Source organism: Amycolatopsis azurea DSM 43854 (assembly GCF_001995215.1).
In the GTDB taxonomy this organism is placed as follows: domain Bacteria; phylum Actinomycetota; class Actinomycetes; order Mycobacteriales; family Pseudonocardiaceae; genus Amycolatopsis; species Amycolatopsis azurea.
Map to the genome: position 1 here is coordinate 401240 of NZ_MUXN01000024.1, position 19819 is coordinate 421058.

At 69.2% G+C, this 19819-nt stretch carries 22 protein-coding genes; 7 read left to right on the forward strand and 15 right to left on the reverse strand.

What is annotated here, in order from left to right; all coding sequences use genetic code 11:
* Positions 1-26: 26 nt before the first annotated feature.
* The 4 genes from B0293_RS32090 to B0293_RS32105 are packed head-to-tail and all read right to left on the reverse strand — an operon-like array spanning position 27 to position 2168.
* Positions 27-524, reverse strand: a complete 498-nt coding sequence (locus tag B0293_RS32090; RefSeq protein WP_281256284.1) for an SRPBCC family protein — start codon at positions 522-524, stop codon at positions 27-29.
* A complete protein-coding gene (locus tag B0293_RS32095; RefSeq protein WP_005151072.1) occupies positions 470-787 on the reverse strand; it encodes a metalloregulator ArsR/SmtB family transcription factor in 318 nt (105 codons plus the stop codon). Before B0293_RS32095 ends, B0293_RS32090 begins: the two co-directional genes overlap by 55 nt.
* Positions 787-1173 (reverse strand): VOC family protein, encoded by a 387-nt coding sequence (locus B0293_RS32100; RefSeq protein WP_005151071.1) that lies wholly within the window; start codon positions 1171-1173, stop codon positions 787-789. The genes B0293_RS32095 and B0293_RS32100 overlap by 1 nt, the downstream gene beginning before the upstream one ends.
* 32 nt (positions 1174-1205) lie before the next feature.
* Positions 1206-2168 (reverse strand): hypothetical protein, encoded by a 963-nt coding sequence (locus B0293_RS32105; RefSeq protein ID WP_005151070.1) that lies wholly within the window; start codon positions 2166-2168, stop codon positions 1206-1208.
* A 120-nt stretch (positions 2169-2288) separates the two neighbouring features.
* On the opposite strand from B0293_RS32105, the gene B0293_RS32110 reads away from it, so the two are divergent.
* From B0293_RS32110 to B0293_RS32120, 3 genes are read left to right on the forward strand one after another with little or no spacing between them, the layout of a single operon-like run.
* Positions 2289-2873 (forward strand): NADPH-dependent FMN reductase, encoded by a 585-nt coding sequence (locus tag B0293_RS32110; RefSeq protein ID WP_039915436.1) that lies wholly within the window; start codon positions 2289-2291, stop codon positions 2871-2873.
* Entirely contained in the window at positions 2870-4327 is a 1458-nt protein-coding gene (locus B0293_RS32115) for a DHA2 family efflux MFS transporter permease subunit (RefSeq protein WP_005151067.1), read from the forward strand. Before B0293_RS32110 ends, B0293_RS32115 begins: the two co-directional genes overlap by 4 nt.
* Positions 4324-4704: a MerR family transcriptional regulator gene (locus tag B0293_RS32120; protein ID WP_005151066.1), complete on the forward strand. Its 381-nt coding sequence runs from the start codon at positions 4324-4326 to the stop codon at positions 4702-4704. The genes B0293_RS32115 and B0293_RS32120 overlap by 4 nt, the downstream gene beginning before the upstream one ends.
* Here the strand turns inward: B0293_RS32120 and B0293_RS32125 are convergent.
* The 7 genes from B0293_RS32125 to B0293_RS32155 all read right to left on the reverse strand — a co-directional run bounded on the left by B0293_RS32125 (position 4694) and on the right by B0293_RS32155 (position 10369).
* Positions 4694-5176 (reverse strand): pyridoxamine 5'-phosphate oxidase family protein, encoded by a 483-nt coding sequence (locus tag B0293_RS32125; RefSeq protein WP_005151065.1) that lies wholly within the window; start codon positions 5174-5176, stop codon positions 4694-4696. The genes B0293_RS32120 and B0293_RS32125 overlap by 11 nt on opposite strands.
* A 109-nt stretch (positions 5177-5285) precedes the next feature.
* Positions 5286-6635 (reverse strand): SPFH domain-containing protein, encoded by a 1350-nt coding sequence (locus tag B0293_RS32130; protein WP_005151064.1) that lies wholly within the window; start codon positions 6633-6635, stop codon positions 5286-5288.
* Between the two features lie 50 nt (positions 6636-6685).
* Positions 6686-7117, reverse strand: coding sequence for an NfeD family protein (locus tag B0293_RS32135; RefSeq protein WP_005151060.1), 432 nt, complete (start codon positions 7115-7117; stop codon positions 6686-6688).
* Positions 7118-7212: 95 nt separating this feature from the next.
* Positions 7213-8028 (reverse strand): DUF3097 domain-containing protein, encoded by an 816-nt coding sequence (locus tag B0293_RS32140; RefSeq protein ID WP_005151058.1) that lies wholly within the window; start codon positions 8026-8028, stop codon positions 7213-7215.
* Positions 8029-8125: 97 nt separating this feature from the next.
* Positions 8126-9001, reverse strand: coding sequence for an aminoglycoside phosphotransferase family protein (locus B0293_RS32145; RefSeq protein ID WP_407640111.1), 876 nt, complete (start codon positions 8999-9001; stop codon positions 8126-8128).
* Positions 9002-9006: 5 nt separating this feature from the next.
* Positions 9007-9789, reverse strand: a complete 783-nt coding sequence (locus B0293_RS32150) for an SCO1664 family protein (protein WP_005151054.1) — start codon at positions 9787-9789, stop codon at positions 9007-9009.
* A 4-nt stretch (positions 9790-9793) separates the two neighbouring features.
* Positions 9794-10369 (reverse strand): DUF3090 domain-containing protein, encoded by a 576-nt coding sequence (locus B0293_RS32155; protein ID WP_005151052.1) that lies wholly within the window; start codon positions 10367-10369, stop codon positions 9794-9796.
* A 144-nt stretch (positions 10370-10513) separates the two neighbouring features.
* Between B0293_RS32155 and B0293_RS32160 the strand changes: the two genes are divergently transcribed.
* The 4 genes from B0293_RS32160 to B0293_RS32175 are packed head-to-tail and all read left to right on the forward strand — an operon-like array spanning position 10514 to position 14444.
* Entirely contained in the window at positions 10514-12454 is a 1941-nt protein-coding gene (locus B0293_RS32160) for a S9 family peptidase (protein WP_005151050.1), read from the forward strand.
* Positions 12451-13338: a S66 peptidase family protein gene (locus B0293_RS32165; RefSeq protein ID WP_005151048.1), complete on the forward strand. Its 888-nt coding sequence runs from the start codon at positions 12451-12453 to the stop codon at positions 13336-13338. Before B0293_RS32160 ends, B0293_RS32165 begins: the two co-directional genes overlap by 4 nt.
* A 48-nt stretch (positions 13339-13386) precedes the next feature.
* Positions 13387-14013, forward strand: a complete 627-nt coding sequence (locus B0293_RS32170; RefSeq protein WP_005151046.1) for a class I SAM-dependent methyltransferase — start codon at positions 13387-13389, stop codon at positions 14011-14013.
* Between the two features lie 14 nt (positions 14014-14027).
* Positions 14028-14444, forward strand: coding sequence for a TIGR03668 family PPOX class F420-dependent oxidoreductase (locus B0293_RS32175; protein ID WP_005151044.1), 417 nt, complete (start codon positions 14028-14030; stop codon positions 14442-14444).
* Between the two features lie 152 nt (positions 14445-14596).
* On the opposite strand, the gene mptB is transcribed toward B0293_RS32175, so the two are convergent.
* The 4 genes from mptB to B0293_RS32195 form a co-directional block, all read right to left on the reverse strand.
* The gene (gene mptB, locus B0293_RS32180) at positions 14597-16156 is read right to left on the reverse strand and encodes a polyprenol phosphomannose-dependent alpha 1,6 mannosyltransferase MptB (RefSeq protein ID WP_039915424.1); all 1560 of its coding nucleotides are present in this window, start codon (positions 16154-16156) and stop codon (positions 14597-14599) included.
* Positions 16157-16239: 83 nt separating this feature from the next.
* The gene (gene nikE, locus B0293_RS32185) at positions 16240-17889 is read right to left on the reverse strand and encodes a nickel ABC transporter ATP-binding protein NikE (protein ID WP_005151041.1); all 1650 of its coding nucleotides are present in this window, start codon (positions 17887-17889) and stop codon (positions 16240-16242) included.
* The gene (locus tag B0293_RS32190; RefSeq protein WP_005151039.1) at positions 17886-18791 is read right to left on the reverse strand and encodes an ABC transporter permease; all 906 of its coding nucleotides are present in this window, start codon (positions 18789-18791) and stop codon (positions 17886-17888) included. Before B0293_RS32190 ends, nikE begins: the two co-directional genes overlap by 4 nt.
* A complete protein-coding gene (locus B0293_RS32195; RefSeq protein ID WP_005151037.1) occupies positions 18788-19819 on the reverse strand; it encodes an ABC transporter permease in 1032 nt (343 codons plus the stop codon). The genes B0293_RS32190 and B0293_RS32195 overlap by 4 nt, the downstream gene beginning before the upstream one ends.

The following is a 19819-nucleotide window of genomic DNA, read 5'->3' on the forward strand; positions in this document are numbered from 1 at the left end:
GATCCTAGACCCGTTGTCGAGAGCCGCTACGGGGCCTGGTCCGGGATCTCGTCCAGCACACGCGCCAATGCCTTGGGGACGCCGGTGCGCCAGCCGCCGCCCATGATCCGGCGGGACATCCGCTGGAACTCGTCGTCGGGATCGAAACCCTCGTGGCTGAGGAACAGCCGGGTGCCCTTGCCCTCCGGTTCGAGCCGCCAGGTGACCGTCCACTCCGGACCCCAGCTGATACTGAGCAACCGCTCCGGCTCCACGGCCAGCACCTCGCAGGCGACCGGGCCTCCCGCGAAACCGGCCGCCGGGACGGGATCCGCGAGCAGTTCGAACCGGTGGCCCACAACGGGTTTGATGTCGTTCGGCATCCGGAGCCAGCGCTCCAGCAGCTGCGGCTCGGTCAGCGCGCGCCACACCTTGCGCGGCGGATGCGCCAGGACCTGGTCGACGTGGATGGCCGTCGGATCCTCGTCGTTCAGAACTCCTCCTCGTCCAGCAGGTCGCGCAGGTTGGCCAGTTTGCCGCGCCAGTACCGCTCGTAAGGCGTAAGCCAGTCGGCGACTTCTTGCAGCGGACCGGCTTCCAGAGAATAGACACGGTTGCGGCCTTGCCGCTCTTCCCGGACGAGCCCGGCTTCGCGTAGCACCCGAAGGTGTTCCGACAGGCTCGGCCGCCGCATGTCGAAACTGTCGGCGATCTCCCCCGCCGCCCGCGGGCCGTCGAGGAGGATGCCCAGCACCTCGCGGCGGGCCGGATTGGCGAGCGCGGCGAAGACGTCGTCGTTGACCGGCACTAGCGCGGCCAGTTGCCGTAGCCGGACGGTTCGAGCAGCCCCATCGCGTTCCCGTCAGGGTCTTTCAGGGAAGTCACCCGGCCCCATGGCATCTCCTCCGCGTCCTCGATCGCGACACCCTGAGCCCGAAGCTCCGCGATGTCGGCATCGACGTCGGCGGTGCTCAGCTGGAAGTGCACGCGCGTGTCGGGATCGAGACCGCCGACGGCGCGGTCGACCAGGACGATGCCGGTTTCCGCGCGCTTGGGACCGACCATGACGAACGGACCATGCGGGCCGCTGACGTCGACGAGCAGATCGAAACCGAGCTTGCCGACGTAGAAGTCCCGGGCCTTGGCCTGATCGGAAACCGGCACGGTGAGGAACTGGATGCGGTCGATGTTCATGCCGCGACAATACGTAGGAGATTTCCTACATGTCAAACGCCGACGGACAGGAACATCTGGGCTCGAAGGGAGGCAGGGGTCGCCTCGGGATCGTCGAACGACGACGGCCGCCGGACGACTCCCGCCACTTCCAGGGCGTCCATGAGGTTCCAGATCAGTTCATGGGCCGCCACGACCACACCGGCCTCCGGCAGATCCCGCACCAGCGCGGAGACGACCTTCGCCGCGATCCGCAGGCCGATCTCGTGGAGGAGATCCTGTCGCGTGATGATCGGAATCCCGGGCCTTCCCCTGTCGTCCGACAAGAGAGAGTCACGTGAGAGTTCCCCGTGAGGAACCGCGCGCATGGCCGACCGCAGGGCCGGATCGCCGGCAAGCCGATTCAAGGCGTTCACCGTGGAATCCGTCCAGACCATCGTCAACCTGACCCCGGCTTCCGCGACTTCGTTGGTACCCATCGCACCCGCACGCGGCGGGTAGACCGCCCAGAAAGCGCCGTTCCAGTAAGGACGTTCGACACTCGGCTCGGTGACAGGAAGTGAACCCTCTTCCCTGAGCCGGTCCCAGACGAGGCCGTCGATCACATAGCCGAAGAACACCCCGTAGGCGCACTGCGCCAGCCCCTGATCAGCCAGGACGCCGGCGAGAGCGGACACCTCGGTCTCGATCGCGGGCACGATCGCCTCGGCGAGCCCCGCCATCCGGGCACGCAGTGCCGCCGTTTCCCTGGAGCCGAGCATCGGGAACCTGGTCTTCAGCCGATCCCCTTCGACGAGCAAGAGGTCGTACGCCCGCAGAAGCGCGATCTGGCTGTCCAACGGATCGACACCTTGCTCCCGCAGTTCCACACGACTGACACCATGGCGGGCGCGGAAGAGAAGGCGACCGTTGTCGTCCATCTTCACGATGTGATGCGGAGTGCTCCGCGCGCCGAGGCAGAAGCAATGAAGTCCCCATTTCGCCAGGTCATCCGGGTCATCGCCGAAGTCGTCCATGACAGAAGACTTATCACAGAACCTTCCCCTACAACCTCGACTTTGATAGAGGTCCAGGGATCGTGATCAGGCCCGCAACGACTTGAGTTCGCCTATGGACGAACTTTTAGCGTCGTCGCCATGAGCACAGAAACCACCGCACAGTCCCCCATCCGGCTCGCCGTGATCATCGGGAGCGTCCGGCACGAACGGTTCGCCGACGCCATCACGGGCTGGCTGCTGACCGAACTCGCCGCCATCGAAGGCCTGGAGGTCGACCCGATCGACCTCGCCGACGTCGATCTCCCGTTGCAGGGGACGCGGCCCGGCGGCACCGAGACGCCGATCAGCGCCAGGCTGCACGCGGCCGACGCGTACCTGATCGTCACCCCCGAGTACAACCACAGCTTCCCGGCCGCACTGAAGAACGCGATCGACTGGCACTTCGGCGAATGGGCGTACAAACCCGTCGCGTTCGTCGGCTACGGCGCCGGTTCGGGCGGTATCCGCGCGATCGAGCAGTTGCGGCTGATCTTCCCCGAGCTGAGGGCCACCACGATCCGCGACGCGGTGCTGCTGAACGCCCCGTGGACCCGTCTCGGCCCGAACGGGTACGAAGGCACCGAAGGCGAGCGCGCCGCGCTGGCCGGGACGATGACCGAGCTCGGCTGGTGGGCCCGCACCCTGCGCGCCGGACGGGTCGCGGATCAGGCGAGTGCGGCATGAACCGCCTGACCGCACAGGAACTGCGCATCGCGGCGGTGATCGCGCTCGGCGGCTTGATGGCCGTGCTGGACACCACGATCGTCGCCGTCGCGCTGCCGCGGTTCATGACGACCTTCTCCGCGTCGCTCACCACCATCCAGTGGGTCGCGACCGCCTACGCGCTCGCCATGGTCGCGGCGATGCCTCTCGCGGCGACTTTCGCACAACGCTGGGGTGCGCGCCGGGTGTACCTGATCGCCTTGCTCGTGTTCGCGGCAACGTCCGCGGCCGCCGGAGCGGCGGCTGATCTGGGCTGGCTGATCGCGGCACGAGCGATGCAGGGGCTCGCCGGCGGCCTGATCAACCCGCTGGGAATGACCATCGGTTTCGGCGCGGTGGACCCGGAACGCCGGAGCCGGATGACCACGATCACCGGGCTTCCTCTGCTGATCGGGCCGATCCTGGGACCGCTGCTCGGCGGTTTCCTGATGGACAGCCTGTCGTGGCGGGCACTGTTCTTCATCACCGTCCCGCCCGCCCTCCTCGGGGTCGCCGGGGTGCTGCGCTGGGTGCCCGCCGATCCCCCGTCGGCGGAACGCACCCCGATCGATCTCCTGGGCGGCCTGCTGCTCGTCCCGGGTGTCGTCGCGGTGGCCTACGGATTCAGCGAGGAGACCATCGGGGTAAGCGCCCGTGCGGCGATCGTCGCCGCCGGACTGACGCTCGTCGCCGTGTTCACCCGCCGGTCGTGGCGCCATCCCGCACCGCTGCTGAACGTCCGGCTCCTGCGTGACCGGACGTTCGGACGGAACACCGCGATCCTGGTCCTGTACGCCGCGCCGTACTTCGGTTCGATGCTGCTGATGCCCGCCTACGTCCAGGTCATCCGCGGTGACTCGCCCATGGTCAGCGCGCTGATGTCGGTGCCGGGGGCGATCGGGATGGGCATCACCATCCAGTTCGCCGCCCGCGTCCTGGAACGCTTCGGCCCGCGGATCGTCGTCGGGACCGGGCTGAGCCTCGCGATCGTCTCGACCGGGCTGACCCTGCTCGTCCTCGCGCCGGACACGCCGTACCCGGTGCTGGCGATCCTGGGCGTGTTCCAAGGAGCGGGTACCGGCGCGATCATGATGCCCACGATCGTGAGCGCAGGCCGGAACCTGCGCGGTCCGGACCTCGCGTCCGGTTCCGCGATCCTCCCGCTGTCCAGCACCATCGCGACCGCGGTCGGTACCGCCGGGGTGAGCGCGTTGTTCACCGGGTTGATCGCGACGGCCACCGGCGGACGGGGGCTCGCGGCGCTGAGCGACCCGTCAGCGGGCGCGACGCTCGTCGGGGACGTCGTCTCGGCGTACCGCCTGACCCTCGTCGGCGTCCTGGCGGTCATGGTGATCGCCCTGGTGGTCAGGCTGAGGACCCGGCCGACACCGGTAGCCTCGGCGGTGGAATCCACGACGGCACGGAGCGCAGCATGACGACGCCGACCCCGGCACTCCCCCGGCTCGATGCCCATCTGACCATCGGTGAGGTCGCGAGCCGGGCCGGGGTTTCGGCCAACGCCGTCCGGTACTACGAGCGCTACCGGGTCATCACCGCGGAGCGCACCAAAGGCAACGCGCGCCGGTTCACCGTCGACGCCATCTGCCGGATCCGGCTCGCGGTCGCCGCGCAGCGGGTGGGGCTCAGCCTCGCCGAAAGCGCGGAGATCCTGGCCGAGATCCCGCCCATGTCTCCCGATCTCGAGAAGTGGTCCCAGGCCGGGCAACGGCTCATCGACGCCGGACAGGCCCGCATCGCCGAACTCACCGCCATGGTCGACGAGTACCGGACGCTGGAGTTCCTCAGGCGCTGAACGGTCCTTCGGCCGGGTTCGACCAGCGGAACACCGGGCGGTTCTCCAGACCGGGGTAGGCCACGGCCATGCCCCGGTCAGGGGACATGGACCACAACAGGGCGTCAGGCGACGCGGCATGGTCCGCCCAGTCCGGGGACCATTCGGGGACGTATCGCTCGTAGATGCGGCGAACCCGCGCCACATCCTTGGCTTCCAGCCTCGCGGGGCCGGTGATCCGTACCTGACGGACGTCGTCGGGCGGGTCGAAGGTCGCGACCATGACGGCGACTTGACGGTTTTCCCTGGCGGCGTCGAGGAACGGTGTGGGCCGGCCGTCGAACGCCGGGGTGTGGAACCACAATCTGCCTTCCTCGGCCACGAACCACATCATCGCCAGCGCAGTGTTCCCGCGACCGGTGGTGGTGGCGACGCTGGCAGGCAGACGTGGCTCGTCGAGAAAGCTCTGTACGGCGAAAACCGGTTCGTTCATGACGCCACCCTGCAACCTCCATCGCGGTCGAGGTCCAGCCCGAGTACATGAAGGCCCCCTTCCTTGCGCCTATCGCAAGGAAGGGGGCCTTCATGTACTTGAAGAGGTGTCAGCGCTGCGGCGGCGGACCGCCCTGCGGACCGCCGAACGGGCCCTGCTGCGGGAACGGGCCGCTGCCCGGCCCCTGCGACGGCGGCCCCTGGTACGGGCCTCCCGGCGGCGTTGCGGGCGGCTGGGCCTGCGGCAACCGGGGCGGGGGCGGCGGAGCCTGCTGCTGCGTGGGCTCGGGGGCGGGCTCCGGCTCGGGAGCGACATTGGGAACCTTGCGCGGAGCGGGCGGCTCCTGCCGCGGCGTCGCGACGCCGAGCGCCGGAACCTCCTTGCGCGCCACGGCTTCCGCGGCCGCGACGGCCTCGGCGACCTTCGGGTCGCTGGAGGTGTCGAACCAGCCCTGGACTTCTTCGTCTTCCAGGTCCGGCTTCTCGACGGGGTCTTCCTTCGGCGGCTCGTAGCGGAACACGCCGTCGTCGCCGGGTGCGCCGAGCGCGCGGGCGAAGCCTTCGAGGGCCTTGCCGTAGTCGCTCGGGATCATCCAGACCTTGTTCGCGTCGCCCTGCGCCAGCTGCGGCAGGGTCTGCAAGTACTGGTACGCCAGGACCTCGGGAGTGGGACGTCCGGCCTTGATCGCCGCGAAGACCTTCTCGATGGCCTTCGCCTGCCCCTGCGCCTGCAGGTACCGGGCGGCACGTTCACCCTGCGCCCGCAGGATCCGCGACTGCCGCTCGGCCTCCGCGCTCAGGATCGCGGCCTGCTTGGCACCTTCGGCCGCGAGGATCTGGCTCTGCTTCTGACCTTCCGCGGTCTTGATCGCCGATTCACGCTGACCTTCGGCGGTCAGGATCATCGCGCGCTTCTCACGGTCGGCGCGCATCTGCTTCTCCATCGAGTCCTGGATGGAGGGCGGCGGGTCGATCGCCTTCAGCTCGACGCGGGCGACGCGGATGCCCCAGCGGCCGGTGGCCTCGTCGAGCACGCCGCGCAGCTGGCTGTTGATCGAGTCACGCGAGGTCAGCGTCTGCTCGAGGCTCATGCCACCCACGACGTTACGCAGCGTCGTGGTGGTCAGCTGCTCGACACCGACGATGTAGTTCGAGATCTCGTAGACGGCCGCCCGCGAGTCGGTGACCTGGAAGTACACGACCGTGTCGATCGACACCGTCAGGTTGTCCTCGGTGATCACGGGCTGGGGCGGGAAGGAGACGACCTGCTCGCGGAGGTCGATCCGCGCCCGTACCTTGTCCAGGAAGGGCACCAGAAACGTCAGGCCGGGAGAAGCCACCGTCCGGAACCGGCCCAGCCGTTCGATCACGGCCGACTGCGCCTGCGGCACCACCATGATCGCCTTGACCACGACGACGACCACGAACAACGCGAGCAGTCCGACGACGATGAACACCACTGTCTCTGACAACTACCTTCCCCTTACGTAGAAACCTGTTGCTGTGCGGCTCACAGCTCGGCCGAAACGACCGCGGTGGCGCCCGAGATCTCGACGACCGTCACCGATGTCCCCGGGGCGATCGGTTCCCCTGCGGTCATGCATCGTGCCGACCACACGTCGCCCGCCAGCTTCACCTGACCGGCCTCGACGTCCACTGTGGACACTACTACCGCTCGCGCGCCGATCAGCGCGTCGGTGTTGGTCTTGATGTCCGGCCCCGCGAGGAACCGGCGCTTGAGGGTCGGCCGGACGAGGGCGAGCATCCCGACCGAGGCGACGGCGAACACCGCGACGTCGATGAACGGGTTCCCGGTCAACGCGGCGGAACCGGCCCCGAACAGGGCCCCGGCACCGACCATGAGCAGGAACAGGTCACCCGAGAGCAGCTCGGCGATGATCAAGAGGATGCCGGCGATCAGCCAGATGAGAGCGCCTGTCATGCGTTCATGCTCCCAGATCGCGCCGATTCATACCGAAGAAGCGAAACCGACGTGACCGACGCGTGACCTTGAGTGACCCCGCGCAAACCGGTCATTCAGGACTCATCGCCCGGGTCGGAGACGAAGTCGATGAGCCGCTCCACCGCTCCGATCAGCGGCGTTTCCAGATCCCGGTAGCTGCCGACCGCCGCCAGGATCCGCTGCCAGCCCTCCCACGGCTCTCCCCAGCCGAGCGCCTCGCAGACACCCTCTTTCCACTCCGTGCCACGCGGGATCTTCGGCCAGGCGCGGATGCCGACGACCGACGGCTTCACGGCCTCCCAGATGTCGATGTACGGATGCCCGGTGACCAGCACATTCTCGTCGCGGATCGCGTCGACGATGCGGGACTCCTTGCTGCCCGCGACCAGATGGTCGACCAGCACCCCGAGACGACGGCCGGGCCCGGTGCCGAACTCATCGATGCGGTCGGAAAGCACGTCCACCCCATCGAGTGGTTCCACCACCACGCCTTCGACCCGCAGATCGTGGCCCCAGACCCGTTCGACGAGTTCGGCGTCGTGTTTGCCTTCCACCCAGATGCGCGAATCGCGCGCGACCCGGGCCTTGAGCCCCTGGACCTGGACCGAACCGGACGCGGAGATCTTCCGGGCGGGGGTCTTCGGGGCCGCCTTGGCGGGCACCAGTGTGACCGGTTTGCCTTCGAGCAGGAAGCCCGCGGGGTTCAGCGGGAACACCCGGTGCTTGCCGTGCCGGTCTTCGAGGACCACGTTGCCGTACTCGATCTTCACCACGGCGCCGCAGTACCCGCTGGCCGGGTCTTCGACCACGAGCCCCGGTTCGGCGGGCACCTCGGGGATCTTCCGCTTACGCGGACCGGACAGCACGTCGTCGTAGGAATGGGAGCGCACGGCGGACGAGGCTAGCGGTGCCCGGGGCCGTCGTCTGCCCGCCACGCCGGTCAGGCGGCCATCCGCCGCCTTGCCGATGTCGATCGCGGACTCAGGTTCACCGACAGAATGACAGCATCGCTTCGACGAACGGGGTCCGTTCCCCGCGTTCGAGCGGGCGCATCACGAACAGCGGAGACAGCGCGACGCACCACGCGTGAACACGCTCGGCGTCGAAACCCGGCAGGTGCGGCGCGATCGCGTCGAAGCCGTCTTCGAGCGTGCCGCCGTCGCGCATCGGCAGCGTGACCCAGTCGGCGAGGTCGAACGACGGGTCGCCGACGCTCGGCCGCGGGTCGATCGCGACCGCTCCCCTGCCCGGCCCGCCGTCGAGGACGTTGCCCGGATGCAGGTCGCCGTGCACGATCGCGTTCCCTACCCCGTCGGTCGCGAGGGCGAGCGCCCGCAACCGTGCGCGATCGAGGGTCTCCATCGACAACGCCGCTTCCGCCACCGACCCGCGGAGACCGCGCTCGGCGAGGTCGTACATGAACACGACCCGGTCTTCCAGCGTCGAGAAGCCCGGTGGCGGGGTCACCGCGTGGATCTGGGTCAGCAGGTCACCGACGTCGGCCCACGGGACGTCCGCTGCCTCCGACAGCTGCGTACCGGGATCGATGCCCTCCAACAGGATCGCGCCGTCGGCGATCTCGGTGGCGAGGACCTGCGCGACCCGCGAGCAGCCGTCCCACGCCCGCAGCGCGGCGGCCTCGGACTCGGCGATCGAGTGGTCCGGGGTCAGCTTGAGAACCTTCTTGGCGCCGTCGTCGCCTTCGCAGATCAGGGTGCGGCCGGTGTTGCCGGGTTTCGTGTCGACGACGGTGAGACCCCAGCGCTCCGACAACCGCGCCACCAACGCGGGCAGGTCGTCGCACCACGCCGCGACGCCTTCGCCGAAGCGCCTGATCAGGCGTGCGCGGGCCTGATCGTCCATGACGTTCAGAACAGGGGCCAAGGGATCGCGCGCCAATCGTCGCCGGGCTCCGGGAAGACACCCTCGGCGAGCAGCAGTTCGGTGCGCTCGGCCAGCGCGCGGATCTCGAAGCCGGTGAGGTGTTCGCCCAGCGCGTCGCCGAGTTCGCCGTCCAGCCGCTCGCGCAGTCCGCGCAGCTTGCCGACCTCGTCCTCGGTCAGCCGCTCGCCGATCCAGCCCCAGAGCACCGTCCGCAGCTTCGGATCGGTGTGCAGGCAGATACCGTGGTCCACGCCGTAGACGCGGCCGTCGGCACCGGCGAGCACGTGCCCGCCCTTGCGGTCGGTGTTGTTGACCACGATGTCGAGCAAGGCCAGTTCCCGCATGCCCTGCCGATTCGCGTGCGCGAGCACCGCGGGCTCACCGTCGCGGTCGTGTGCGTGCAGCACGACCCGCCAGTCGTCCGGCAGGCTCTCCGGCGAGCGGACGTCGACCAGTTCCTCTTCGGTGGTCTCGATCCACAGCTGCACCATGCCGGGCCCGAACGGCCCGTCACGCAACACCGTCGGCGGGATCGCGCCGAGCCCGGACGCATCGGCGATCATGGCCGTCGCGACCTCGCGGCCGGCGAGCGTCCCGTCCGGGAAGTCCCACAGCGGGCGCTCACCGGACACCGGCTTGTACACGACGTTGCCGCTCACGCCGTCGAGCTCGATCGTGCAGAAGAGCGTGACGTTCGAGGCGTCGACGAGCCTGCCTTCGACCTCGATCTTGCCGCGCGTCACCAGCTCCCGCGAAGTCTCCGACACCTCGTCAGTCCTCGAGGACATCGACGTCGCGCCGGTACCCGTTCTGACGCGGGCAGATGTGGCCCGCCGGGTCGAGCGGCTCCGCGCACAACGGGCACGGTTTGCGCCCGGCGTTGACCACCCTGTCGGCACGCTCGGCGAACGCCCGCGCCGCGCCGGGGGTCAGGAAGACGCGGACGGCGTCCGGCCCTTCTTCCGTGTCGTCCAGAACAACCGTTTCGTCCACCTCGCCCTCCGTCATCGCGAGCAGCTCGATGACGACGGCGCTGCTGTCGGCGTCCCAGCCGAGCCCCATCGTGCCGACGCGGAACTCCTCCTCGACCGGAACGGTCAGGGGGTCGACGTCGAGGAGGTCGTCGGGAGCGTCGTCCGGTACGTCCGCGCCGAACCTGCTGGCGACCTCTTCCAGCAGCGAGCCGAGCCTTTCGGCCAAGACCACGACCTGCTGTTTTTCGATGGTCACACTGATCGTGCGGACGTCCTCGGACGCCTGGAGGTAGAACGTGCGGTCGCCGGGCTCACCGACGGTTCCTGCGACGAACCGGTCGGGCTGGCGGAAGACGTGGATTACGCGAGACATGGCACCTTTGACACTAGGCCACGACCCCATGATCGGCATCCGCCGCCCCACGGTTCCGCCCAGGGCGAAACCGCTCGACAAAACCGCCCGTCCGAGCTGTGCCCCGCGCCGCCGTGGGCAAAGGGGCGCTCTTAGTCTTCAACTGTGGTTGAGATCGCCCCTTACGGCACCTGGACGTCTCCCCTGTCAGCCGCCGATGTCGCGGCCTCGGGAGTCAGCGCGCAATGGCTCGCGACGGCGGGAGACGAGGTCTGGTGGGCCGAAGCGAGAACAGGTGAGGGCGGCCGCGTCACCCTCGTGAGGTCCAGCGCGGACGGCACGACCGAAGACGTCCTTCCCGCTCCCTGGAACGTCCGGAACCGTGTCCACGAGTACGGGGGCCGCCCCTGGCTCGTGCTCGGCGACGTCCTCGTCTTCACGCACTGGGCGGATCAGCGCGTCTACCGTCGCGATCTGACCACCGGCGAGACCACTCCCCTGACACCGGAGCCCGCGACCCGGCACGGGATCCGCTACAGCGATCTCCGGCCCGGCCGGACCGGCGAGGTGTGGCTGGTCCGCGAACGCAGCACTGGCCCCCGGCGCGTCGACATCGCCCGCGACCTCGTCGCCGTCCCGCTCGACGGCGGCCAGGAACGCGTCCTGACGGCCAGCCACCACTTCCTCACCGCGCCGCAGCTGTCCCCTGACGGCACCCGCGCGGCGTGGATCGGCTGGAACCACCCCGCGATGCCTTGGGACGGCACGGAACTGTGCGTCGCCGAGATCCGCGAGGACGGGACCTTCGGACCCCACCACGTGCTCGCCGGCGCGGCGGACATCTCCGTCTGCCAGGTCGAATGGGAGTCGGCGGACAGCCTGCTCGCGCTGCTCGACCCGGACGGCTGGTGGAACCTGCACCGCGTCGGACTCGACGGCGGCATCACGAACCTGGCGCCGTGCGAGCGGGAGATCGGTGGCGCGCAGTGGAAACTCGGCACGCGCTGGTTCACACCACTCGGAGACAGCAGGTACGCCGTCATCGCGTCGGGCAGGCTCGCCGTCCTCGACGAGGCGACACGCGAAGTGACCCCGGTGGCGGCCGCCGCCGACCTGACCACGTGGTCCACCAACGGTTTCGCCGTCCACGAAGGCGGCGTCGTCGGCGTCGCGGCAGGCCCGACGCGGGAGGGCGCCGTCGTCAAAGTCGATCTCGAAGACGGGACGGTCACCGAACTCGCTACGGTGCACGACCAGCCGTCGCCCGGCTATCTGTCGACGCCAGTGGAGCGGATCTTCAAAAGCGACGACGGCGACCGGATCCCCGCCTTCGTGTATCTCCCCGCGAACGCCGACTTCGCCGCGCCGGACGGGGAACGGCCTCCGCTGCTCGTGTACCCGCACGGCGGGCCGACCGGCCGGGACAGCGCGGTACTCGACTTCGAGATCGCCTACTTCACCAGCCGCGGGATCGCCGTCGTCACGGTGAACTACGGCGGCTCGACCGGCTACGGACGTGCCTACCGCGAACGGCTCCGGGAGCAGTGGGGCATCGTCGACGTCGCCGACTGCGTCACCGTCGCCGAAGCCCTCGCCGCCGAAGGCACCGTCGACGGCGACAGGCTCGCGATCCGCGGCGGCAGCGCGGGCGGGTACACCTCAGCCGCGTCGGTGACCACCACCACGACCTACCGCGCGGGCACCGTGATGTACCCGATCCTCGACCTCGGCCAGTGGACCGGCGACGGCGGCGAGACGCACGACTTCGAGTCCCGCTACCTCGACGGGCTGATCGGGCCGCTGCCGGAGACCGCGCAGCGCTACCGGGATCGGTCACCGATCAACAACGCGGACACCCTCGTCGGCCCGTTGCTGTTCCTGCAGGGCCTCGAAGACGAGATCTGCCCGCCCGAACAGGCGGACCGGTTCGTCGCCGGGCTGGCAGGCCGCGGCATCGAGCACGCCTACCTGCGCTTCGAGGGCGAGCAGCACGGTTTCCGTAAGGCGGAGACGATCATCGCCGCCCTCGAAGCCGAGTTGTCCTTCTACGGCCAGGTCCTCGGCTTCGAGACACCCGGCGTGCCGAAGCTCCGGCTGAGCCGGTGAGGCCGCCCGAGACGCGACCGGGCGACACGATCGCCCTGGTCGCTCCGGCGGGCCCGGTCCCGGCGGACCTCGTCGAGAAGGCGCTGCCGGTGCTCCGCGGCTGGGGTGTCGAGGTTCGCGTCGGCGACTGCGTCCGCGCGGCACCCTCCGGCTACCTGTCGGCATCCGACGAGGAGCGGGCCGCCGAGTTCACGCAAGCTTGGCTGGATCCGGCAGTGACCTGTGTCCTCGCCGCCCGCGGCGGCTACGGCTCACAAAGAATGCTCGACCTGGTCGACTGGTCGGCCTTGGGCGCGGCCGGGCCCAAGACGTTCGCCGGATCGAGCGATGTGACCGCGCTGCACCGGGCCGTGAACGTCCACTTGGGACTGGAAACGCTGTTCTCCGCCATGCCCGCTACCACCCTCTTCGACGCAGTGGCCGCCGAACACCTGCGGTCGTCGTTGTTCGAGCCGGACGCGGTACGGACGATCTCCTCGTCGACGTCGTCCCCGCTCGTGCCGGGTACCGCGACCGGCACGATCATCGGCGGCAACCTCGCGCTCCTGGCCGCCGGCCTCGGAACTCCGGAGCAGGGCTCGGCGCGAGACGCGATCGTGCTGCTGGAGGACGTCACCGAGAACGTGTACCGGATCGACCGGATGCTGACCCAGTTGCTGCGTTCCGGCTGGCTCGACGGCGTCCGGGGGTTCGTGCTGGGTTCTTGGGAGTCCTGCGGCGACACCGAGCCGATCCGGTCCCTGATGCTCGACCGGCTCGGCTCGTTCGGCGTGCCCATGGTCTGGGAGTTCGGCTTCGGGCACGTCCCGGCGTCGCCGACCATCCCCCTCGGCGCGCAGGCCACCCTCGACGCGGACGCCGGCACGCTCCAGGTTTTGCCATAACGGCAACGGAACTTGCGGACACGGCCGAACCGAGGGCATCTTTCGGACATGGATTCCACACAACAGTTCTGGGAAGACTTCTACCGGGACAAAGACCAGGTCTGGAGCGGGAAGGCGAACCCGATCCTGGTGGCCGAGGTCGCCTCGCTGACGCCGGGCACGGCACTCGATCTCGGCTGCGGCGAAGGCGGGGACGCGATCTGGCTCACGCAGCAGGGATGGCGCGTCACCGCCGTCGACATCTCGGACGTCGCGCTGAAGCGTGCAGCCGGCCACGCGGCCGAAGCCGGAGTCGAGGGCATCACCTGGGAGCGCCATGACCTGGCGAAGTCGTTCCCAGAGGGGCGCTTCGACCTGGTCTCCGCACAGTTCTTCCACTCCCCTGTCGCCGAGGACGGCGAACGGGACAAGGCACTCCGCCACGCCACCGACGCCGTGGCGCCGGGCGGCACCCTGATCGTCGCAGGCCACGCAGGCTGGCCGACGTGGATGGAGGAGCCACCGCACGAGGACTTCCACTTCCCGACGCCCGCCGAGGTGCTCGAAGCGCTGGACCTGACCGACGGCGGCTGGACCGTGGAACGGCAGGACGTCATCACGCGCGACTTCCCGGGGCCCGAGGGCCAGCAGGGCACGCGTTCCGACAACGTGCTCCGCGTGCGTCGCTCGGGCTAGGTACCGTTACGGGCATGCGGTTGACGCCTGCGGAAGCCAGGTCCCGGTTCGAAGGCGAGCGGATCGCGAGACTGGCGACGACCGGCGCCGACGGCGTGCCCCACCTGGTGCCGGTGACCTTCGTGCTCGCAGGCGATTCGGTGGCGTTCGCGATCGATCACAAACCCAAGAGCACGACGGCGTTGCGACGGCTGAAGAACATCGCCGAGAACCCCGTGGTCAGCTTTCTGACCGATCGCTACGACGAAGACTGGGCCGGACTGTGGTGGGCGCGGGCGGACGGCGTCGCCCGGGTGCTGACCGATCCCGATGAGCAGGCCCACTCGGTGCGGCTGCTGCGGGAGAAGTACCCGCAGTACGAGGCGCAGCCGCCTCCCCATGCCGTGGTGAGCACCCTGGTGCGCGCTTGGAGCGGGTGGCGCGCTTCCTGAGCTTCTTTGGCGTTTGTCGCCGTTTACCGGCGACAAACGCCTTCGCCATGCCGTATAGGGCGTTATACACTTTGGTGCCGAAGCCGGAAGTCCGTAAAGGACTCCTTGAGGGACCCTGGGTCCCTCAAGGAGTCCTTCACGGACCGAAGACGTCAGGAGCGAGGGGCCTCGGCGGGCAGGAACTGCTCCTCCCGCTTCCCCCGCCAGGCGGCGATGATCCCCAGCGGATCCGGCCGCAGCAGCGAGGCGGCCGCGTACACGCTCGCGGCGACGACGCCCGCCATGAACCACCAGTCGTAGAGCGCCTGCTCCCCCGTCGGGTAGTACACCAGCGTCACGAACACCGACACCGCGACGACGACCGCGAGGTTCCGGCGGCGCCATTCGAAGGCGGACAGGACGACGAAACCCCAGGTCAAGTACCACGGCAGCGAAGGCGGCGGGACGATCGCGCCGGCCAGCAGGACGATCGCCATCCGGTGGATCGCCGGGTTGCCGCCGTCACGGGCCAACCACCACTGCCGTCCGGCGAAGACGAACAGGCCGACCATCGCGATCGCGCGGAACACCGTGACGAACGGCGAGACCTCGACGTCGACCACGAGGTTCACCAGCGAGTAGAAGATCTCGCCGATCCCGGTCGGGAAGTTCATCCAGTTCGCGATCAGCGTCGGCGCCTTGAGACCGGTCAGCCAGCCGAGGTTGACCGAGCCGAGCGAAATCCACGTGCCCGCGACGAACACCGGCAGGAAGATCCCGACCGACGCCGCGCCCGCGCGGAGGAAGTTGACCACCTTCCGGTCGCCGGGCAGGTGGTTCGCCCACACCCAGACCAGGAACGGCAGCGCCCACGCCGCGGTGGGTTTGATCAGCATGCCGATGGTGACCAGGACGATCGCGACGACGTGCTTGCGCTCCAGCGCGGCGAGCACACCGATGGTCAGGAAGCCCAGCATCAGCAGGTCGTTGTGCGGACCGCCGACGAGGTGGATCACCGTCATCGGGCTGGCGATGGCGAGCCACAGGGTGATGGGCAGCTTGCCGCCGAGGTGCTTGACCAGGCGCGGCAGCGACCACAGCATCCCGGCCAGGCCGAGCATCAGCACCAGGCGGGTCGCGATGACACCGGCGATCATGTCGTTGCCGGTGATCCCGACGATCCACTTCGCGACCAGCAGGAACAGCGGCCCGTACGGGGCGGGCGTCGTCTGCCACAGCGGGTGGACGTTCTGCACGACGTCCGGCAGCACGACCAGCTCGGCCGGGCCGTTGGCGTACGGGTCGAGCCCGTTGAGCAGCTGAGCGCCCTGCGCGAGGTACGAGAAGACGTCGCGAGTGAACAGCGGCGGCGAGACCAGCAGCGGCGCCATCCAGCAGGCCGCGGCGATCACGATCGGGCGGCTGCCGATCCGGCCTGCCAGCGCGTAGCGGCCCAGCCGGACCCAGGCCCAGATGATCAGCGCGAAGCCCGTGTAGAGCATCGTGTTCGCGAGGATGCGGCCGTGGCCGTACCGGATCCACGACAACGGTCCGTGCCCCAGGATCGGGTCACGGATGAGGATGCCGCCGGCGCCGAGCGCGGCCAGCATCAGCAGCGTGCTGCCTATCGTCCCCATCGCGATGGTGCGGTACGGGAACCGGGAAGGCACCCGGAGCCGCTCGCCGAGCGAGCCGGACGAGGGCGTCTGCGGGGTGTCTGTCGTGGTCGCCATTTCGAGATTGGAGGTTACACACCGCGCCTGTGCGAGTGCGCGGCAATGGGTGTTTCCCGCGTCCGGCACGGAAATCCCGTCGCTCAGTGGTCGGCCGTCTCTCGCTGAGCGGTACCGCCGGGCAACGCGGCGAGCAGCGACTTCGTGTAGTCGTGCTTCGGGTCCAGCAGGACCTCCTCCACGGTGCCGACCTCCACCAGCTCCCCTCGGTACATCACGGCGACCCGGTCGGCGATGTTCCAGGCCAGCCCGAGGTCGTGGGTGATCACGAGCCCGGCGAGACCCAGCTCACGTCGCAGGCGCAGCAGCAGCGCCAGGATCTCCCCGCGCACCGACGCGTCGAGCGACGCCACCGGCTCGTCGGCCACGAGCACGCTCGGGTCCAGCGCGAGCGCGCCCGCGATGACGACCCGCTGCCGCTGTCCGCCGGACAGCTCGTGCGGGAGCCGGTCGAGGAACTTCTCGGCGGGCCGCAGTTCGGCGGCTTCGAGGGCCTTGGTGACGATCTCGTGCTCGTTCGCGCCCAGTCCGTGGATGCGGGGGCCTTCAGCGACGGCCTCGTACACCGTGTGGTTCGGGTTCAGCGCGCTGGTCGGATCCTGCAGGACCAGCTGGACCTGCCGTCGGTACGCCTTCAACCCGGCGCCACCGTGCGGAACCGGTTTGCCGTCGTACCGGACGGCGCCCGAATCGGGTTTCTGCAGGCCGAGCAGCGTGCGGGCCAGTGTCGTCTTGCCCGAACCGGACTGGCCGACGAGCGCGACGATCTCGTCCTTCCGCACCTGGAGGCTCACCCCGGCGACCGCGTTGATGCGCTTGCCGGTCCGGTCGCGGAAGCTGACGCGCAGATCCTCGGCCTCCAGCAGCGCAGGTCGGTCTCGGTCGCGTTCCGGTTCCGGAGGCAACGGCGTGCTGGTGGCGGGCGCGAACCGGGACACCGGATCGCCGACGGTCGGGAACGCGGCCGCCAGCGCCTTGCTGTGCTCGTGACGCGGCTCGCTCATCAGTTCGGCGCTCGGCCGTTCCTCGACGATCTCGCCGTCGTACATCACCGCGATCCGGCGGCAGGTCGCGGCGAGCACCGACAGGTCGTGACTGATCATGATCAGCCCGATCCCCTGCTCCGCGACCAGCCTGCCCATCAGGTCGAGCACCTGGGCCTGGACGACGACGTCGAGCGCGGTCGTCGGCTCGTCCGCGATGATCAGCCGTGGCGAGCAGGCCAGCGCCATCGCGATCATGACGCGCTGCTTCTGCCCGCCGGACAGCTCGTGCGGGTACGCCCCGGCCCGGCCCGGTGGCAGATCGACCTGTTCGAGCAGCTCCGAGACCTTGGCCTTGACCTCGCCCTCCGACAGCGCCTTGCCACCAGGCGGGTGCAGGCGGATCGGCTCGGCGATCTGCTCGCCGATCTTGCGGACCGGGTTGAGCGCGTGCATCGCGCCCTGGAACACGACCGAGGCCTCGGCCCAGCGCACCGCGCGCAGCCTGCCCCACTTCATGTCCGTGACGTCTTCACCGTCGAGCAGGATCTCCCCGCTGACCTTCGCCGACCGCGGGAGCAGCCGCAGCACGCTCATCGCGACGGTCGACTTCCCCGACCCCGACTCCCCCGCCACGCCGAGCGTGTCGCCGGGTTCGAGCACCAGGTCGACGCCGCGGACGGCGGCGACCTCGCCGCCTCCGGTGGCGTAGGTGACGCCGAGGTTCTTCAGTTCCAGCAAGGGGCTCATGAGTGCTGTCCCTTCAGGCGCGGGTTCAGCACGGTTTCCAGCGCGCGTCCGACGAGGGTGAAGGCGAGGACGATCACGACGATCGCGATGCCCGGCGGCAGCAGGTTCCACCAGGCGCCCCGGGTGATGGCGCCGTTGTTCAGCGCGGCCTGCAACATCGCGCCCCAGGAGATGGCGTTCGGGTCGCCGACTCCCAGGAAGGCGAGGGTGGCGTCGGCGATGACCGCGTTGCCGACGACGAGGGTGGTGTTGGCGAGCACGAGCGGCATCACGCCGGGCAGGACGTGTTTGCCGACGATGTGCAGGTGGCCGCCGCCGAGCGCCTTCGAGCGCTCGATGTACGGCCTGCTCTCGATGGTCAGGGTCTGCGCCCGGACCAGCCGCGCGGTGCTCGGCCAGGCGGTGACGCCGATGGCGATGATGACGGTCGCGGTGTTGCGGTCGAGGACCGCGGCCAGGACCACGGCCAGCACCAGCGACGGCAGCACCAGGAAGAAGTCCGTGAACCGCAGCAGCAGGCTGGAGAGCCAGCCGCCGAAGTGCGCGGCCGCGATCCCGATGACCGTGCCGATCAGCACCGACAGGAACGCGGCGGAGAACCCCACGAGCAAGGAGATCCTCGCGCCCCAGTACGTCATCAGGAGGACGGATCGGCCGTTGATCTCGGTGCCGAGCCAGAACTCCCCGCTGGGGGGCTCCAGCGGGCCACCGGTGACCTTGGTGACGTCGAGCCCCGACTCGTCGGTCAGGACCGGCGCCAGGATCGCCAGCACGGTGATCACGCCGAGCAGGACCAACCCGGTCAGCCCGGCCTTGTTGGCCGCGAACTCGCGCCAGTGTTTCGCCACCGCCGCCCGGCGACGGCGCCAGGCGATCGTGCTCGGTTTGTCCATGGTGGTCATGCCGTCCGCACCCTCGGGTCGAGTACGCGGTAGAGCAGTTCCGCGAACAGGTTCATCACCACGACCGCACCGGCCAGAACCACGAATACTCCTTGCAGGAGAGGAAGATCCGGCCCCTGGAGGGAGGTGTAGAGCAGCTGGCCGAGGCCGGGCCAGCTGAACACGGCCTCCACCGAGACCGCACCCGACACGACCATCCCGAACTGGATGAAGATGAGCGTGACGGTCGGCAGGAGGGCGTTGGGCACCGCGTGCTTGCGCCGCACGAGGTCGTCCCGCAGCCCCTTCGCCCGCGCGGTGGTGAGGTAGTCGGAGTTCATCTCCCCGATGAGGGACGACCGCATCACGAGCATGTACTGGGCGTAGAAGACCACGAGCAGCGTCAGGCAGGGCAGCACCAGGTGGTGCAGGACGTCGAGGCCTTCGGAGAAGAACCCTGGTTCGACGTCCGGGGAATGCATGCCGCGGCTGGGGAAGAGCCCGTTCGTGGCGACCAGCAGAATGAGCCCCAGCCAGAACTGCGGGACCGACCACAGCGTGAGCGCGACCCCGGTCTGGACACGGTCGAAGGTGCTGTTTCGCCGCCACGCCGCCCGGATGCCGAGCCACAGACCGAGCAGGATCGCGAGCACCGTCGCGCTGCCGACGAGCAGGACGGTCGGCCACAGCCGTTCACCGATCAGGTCCGCGACCGGCTGCCGCAGGATGTAGGAGTCGCCCATGTCGCCGGTCAGCAACCCGGTTACATAGTCCCAGAACTGCTGGAGCAGGGGCTTGTCCACGCCCATCCGCTCGCGCAGCTCCGCCATCATCTTCGCGTCGGTCGGCCGGTCCCGGACCATGGTCCGGACCGGGTCGCCGGGCAGCATCCGGAACAGGAAGAAGCCGAGGACGACGACCAGCACGAGGCTGGCCAGCGCCTCGCCGATCTTGGTGAGGACGAACCGGGTGGTCCCGGTCCCGCCTCGGCGCTCGTCGGGATCGACGAGCGCCGAGGGCTGATCGAGGGAACTGAGTGCTTCGGTCAA

Excerpts from the sequence above, each read along its gene's own strand:
- B0293_RS32100 (WP_005151071.1), bottom strand. The coding sequence starts at position 1,173 with ATGAACATCGACCGCATCCAGTTCCTCACCGTGCCGGTTTCCGATCAG.
- B0293_RS32105 (WP_005151070.1), bottom strand. The coding sequence starts at position 2,168 with ATGGACGACTTCGGCGATGACCCGGATGACCTGGCGAAATGGGGACTT.
- B0293_RS32110 (WP_039915436.1), top strand. The coding sequence starts at position 2,289 with ATGAGCACAGAAACCACCGCACAGTCCCCCATCCGGCTCGCCGTGATC.
- B0293_RS32115 (WP_005151067.1), top strand. The coding sequence starts at position 2,870 with ATGAACCGCCTGACCGCACAGGAACTGCGCATCGCGGCGGTGATCGCG.
- B0293_RS32120 (WP_005151066.1), top strand. The coding sequence starts at position 4,324 with ATGACGACGCCGACCCCGGCACTCCCCCGGCTCGATGCCCATCTGACC.
- B0293_RS32125 (WP_005151065.1), bottom strand. The coding sequence starts at position 5,176 with ATGAACGAACCGGTTTTCGCCGTACAGAGCTTTCTCGACGAGCCACGT.
- B0293_RS32135 (WP_005151060.1), bottom strand. The coding sequence starts at position 7,117 with ATGACAGGCGCTCTCATCTGGCTGATCGCCGGCATCCTCTTGATCATC.
- B0293_RS32145 (WP_407640111.1), bottom strand. The coding sequence starts at position 9,001 with ATGGACGATCAGGCCCGCGCACGCCTGATCAGGCGCTTCGGCGAAGGC.
- B0293_RS32155 (WP_005151052.1), bottom strand. The coding sequence starts at position 10,369 with ATGTCTCGCGTAATCCACGTCTTCCGCCAGCCCGACCGGTTCGTCGCA.
- B0293_RS32170 (WP_005151046.1), top strand. The coding sequence starts at position 13,387 with ATGGATTCCACACAACAGTTCTGGGAAGACTTCTACCGGGACAAAGAC.
- B0293_RS32175 (WP_005151044.1), top strand. The coding sequence starts at position 14,028 with ATGCGGTTGACGCCTGCGGAAGCCAGGTCCCGGTTCGAAGGCGAGCGG.
- mptB (WP_039915424.1), bottom strand. The coding sequence starts at position 16,156 with ATGGCGACCACGACAGACACCCCGCAGACGCCCTCGTCCGGCTCGCTC.
- nikE (WP_005151041.1), bottom strand. The coding sequence starts at position 17,889 with ATGAGCCCCTTGCTGGAACTGAAGAACCTCGGCGTCACCTACGCCACC.
- B0293_RS32190 (WP_005151039.1), bottom strand. The coding sequence starts at position 18,791 with ATGACCACCATGGACAAACCGAGCACGATCGCCTGGCGCCGTCGCCGG.